The sequence below is a fragment of the bacterium genome (genome assembly GCA_024226335.1).
Classification (GTDB): Bacteria; Myxococcota_A; UBA9160; order SZUA-336; family SZUA-336; genus JAAELY01.
Map to the genome: position 1 here is coordinate 1 of JAAELY010000239.1, position 3,046 is coordinate 3,046.

3 protein-coding genes are annotated in these 3,046 nt (G+C 61.4%); all 3 read left to right on the forward strand.

Annotated elements, in window-relative coordinates:
- Positions 1-653 precede the first annotated feature (653 nt).
- Entirely contained in the window at positions 654-1,853 is a 1,200-nt protein-coding gene (tuf, locus tag GY725_12005; protein ID MCP4004908.1) for an elongation factor Tu, read from the forward strand.
- A 228-nt stretch (positions 1,854-2,081) separates the two neighbouring features.
- Entirely contained in the window at positions 2,082-2,627 is a 546-nt protein-coding gene (locus tag GY725_12010) for an exonuclease domain-containing protein (GenBank protein ID MCP4004909.1), read from the forward strand.
- Between the two features lie 2 nt (positions 2,628-2,629).
- A partial coding sequence (locus GY725_12015; GenBank protein ID MCP4004910.1) for an RtcB family protein occupies positions 2,630-3,046 on the forward strand: 417 nt, incomplete at its 3' end.

Sequence of the window (3,046 nt, forward strand, 5' to 3'; positions counted from 1 at the left end):
GAACATCGGCGGCTTCAGTGACGCCGTGTTCAACGTGGTCGCCTCGTTCCTGAGCGGTGATGCCAACCGCTTCGTCGCGGAGGTCGAGTCGATCGAATTGTAAACCAAAGGCCTCCGGTCCGACTGAGTCGGCACCGGGGGCCTTCTTTCTTGGGGTTATCCAAATCCCCCTGCGAGCCCTTTTCGCATTAGGGTTGTCACGTAGTGGGAAGGCGGTATCGCGGTCCGTGCGGACCAGGTTCCTGCCGAACACCTTCATTCTTCCGCGCAAAGACGGCGAACGATGCGATTTCCAAGCCACTTCACTGAGCTTTAGAGCCTGTGCTCTCGTCCTGGGGTAGCCTCGCCGCTGGCCCGGTCGGGCCAGGCTCCTTCTCTCCGCGGATTCCTTTGTTCGGCGCGGGTCTCCCGACCCCGTCGATTGGCGTGACCGAAGGTCTCCCCTGCGTTTTGAGACCTTCGGTCAGACTGGTGGCTCGGTCGGGAGACCGGCCACAGCGCGTGTGGCGCCGGTGCGCCCCGTTTCTTCCGTAAGCGCATTTCCGACGTTCGCTTACCTCACCGCTGCCTGGCAAGCCGCGGCGTGGCACTGTGCGATCGCTCGGTGGTGTGCTTTGTCTCCGCTTCCGTAACCCCCTTGAAAGGAGGAGAAAATGGCCAAGGAGACTTTTTGTCGTGACAAACTGAACGTGAATGTGGGAACCGTTGGTCACGTCGACCACGGCAAGACCACGCTGACTGCCGCCATCCTGCGCGTGCAGTCCAACAGAGGTCTGGCCGACTACAAGCCGTATGCGGAGATCGCCAGAGGTGGCATTGTCCGCGACGAGAGCAAGACGGTGACGATCACGGCGGCCCATGTGAAGTACGAGACCGAGCGACGAATGTACACTCACATCGACTGCCCTGGCCATGCCGACTACATCAAGAACATGATCACCGGAGCGGCCCAGATGGACGGCGCCGTGATGGTGGTGTCGGCCGCCGATGGACCGATGCCTCAGACGCGAGAGCATGTGCTGCTGGCTCGCCAAGTCGACGTGCCGCACCTGGTCGTGTTCCTGAATAAGTGCGATCTGGTCGACGATCCGGAAATGCTCGAACTCGTTGAGATGGAGCTGCGAGACCTGCTGTCGCAGTACAAGTTCCCGGGCGACGACGTGCCGTTTATCCGGGGATCTGCGATGCTCGCTCACGACAACCCGAGCGATTCGCAGGCCACGCGGTGTATCGACGAGTTGCTTGCTGCGCTCGACACCTACCTTCCCGACCCGGTCCGGGCGGTGGACAAACCGCTGCTCATGCCGATCGAGAACGTGTTTACGATCACCGGTCGCGGCACGGTCGTGAGCGGCAAGATCGAGCAGGGCGTCGTACGGTGCGGCGACTCGGTGGACATCGTGGGTGCCGCCGACCAGCCGCGGACGGTCGTCGTCACGCAGGTCGAGACGTTCGGCCAGATCATGGACTTCGCCCAGGCCGGCGACAACGTGGGTTGTCTGCTTCGCGGAGTCGCTCGCGACGAGGTCCAGCGAGGCCAGGTACTAGCGGCCAAAGGCTCGATAGCGCCCCATACCGAGTTCGAGGCCGAGGTCTACGTGCTCACGAAGGAGGAGGGCGGCCGTCATACACCGTTTTTCGGCGGTTACACGCCGCAGTTCTTCTTCCGCACGACGGACGTCACTGGGGCAACTGAGGTCCTGGGCGATGCCGAGATGGCCATGCCCGGCGACGGCGTGAGGCTGGGCGTGCATCTGGGGCGACCGGTCGCGTTGGCGGACGGCGCCCGGTTCGCCATCCGGGAAGGCGGCAAAACCGTTGGCTCGGGTGTCGTGACCAAGGTCGTCGCCTGAGCAGTGCTCAGAGACGATGGCGCGGTTGCTGGTGCAGAATCTGGGAAGAATCCAGCCTGTCACCGGCATCCGGCCGTGCAACATGAGCCCACCTCCGCGTGGGTCACTTGGGAACGCTCCTGGTTCGAGCGATCGGACCAGGGGCGTCTTCCTGATGCCGCCTCGACGGCAGACACCTTGGTGTAGACAATCGTCCCAACGACAAATCCAAACATCGAACGGCACGAAATGCGATACGACTACTACCTTGTGATCGACCTCGAAGCCACCTGCTGCGACCAGGGCACCATTCCGTTCGGAAGGATGGAGATCATCGAGATTGGGGCCGTGATGGCCGACGCGCAGTCTCTTCAACCAGTCGCTGAGTTCGGTTGCTTCGTGCAACCGGTGCGAAACCGACTGCTGACCGTATTTTGCACGGAGTTGACGAGTATCACACAGGCGGACGTCGACAACGCGCCGGGGTTCTCCGATGTGCTAGATCAACTCGTTAGGTGGAGTGCAGAATACCGGAACCATCTCTTCTGTTCTTGGGGAGCGTACGATCGCAAGCAGTTGAAGCAAGACTGTTCTTTGCACGGTTTGCCGTACCCATTCGGCAAACACATGAATCTCAAGCAGCGATTTGCCGAGCGAATGGAGCTACGGAAGCCGGAGGGCATGAAAGCTGCCCTGCGGAGGGTGGGCTTGCCGCTTGAGGGCACGCACCACCGTGGCATAGACGACGCGAGGAACATTGCACGCCTGCTTCCTTTCATTGTGGACACGATGTAATTATGAACAGCCGACAGCTTCAGAAACTTGGCGTGCCTGAAGAGTGCGTCCACGGCGCGATTGCCGCGATCCAGAGCATGATGAAGACCGGTGGGATACGTGGGAAGCAGGTCAAGCAGGCGATTCGAGACGTGATCGACCGCCCGCAGGACTTCACCGAAGACGAGCATCTCGGCCAGTTCGCAAAGGACGTGATTGAGGAACGGTCCTTCGTGCGGCCCGATCCAATTGACTATCAGACCTGGGGCACGGAAATCGACGACGCCACGCGAGCACAGATGAAACAGGCGTGCGGTGTACCGTTGGCGGCCGGCGCCGCGTTGATGCCCGACGCCCACGTCGGTTATGGCTTACCCATTGGCGGTGTTCTGGCACTGGAAGGAGCGGTAATCCCGTACGCGGTGGGCGTGGACATCGCC

Bases quoted from the DNA above. Each gene is read 5' to 3' on its own strand.
- tuf (MCP4004908.1), top strand. From the start codon at position 654: ATGGCCAAGGAGACTTTTTGTCGTGACAAACTGAACGTGAATGTGGGA.
- GY725_12010 (MCP4004909.1), top strand. From the start codon at position 2,082: ATGCGATACGACTACTACCTTGTGATCGACCTCGAAGCCACCTGCTGC.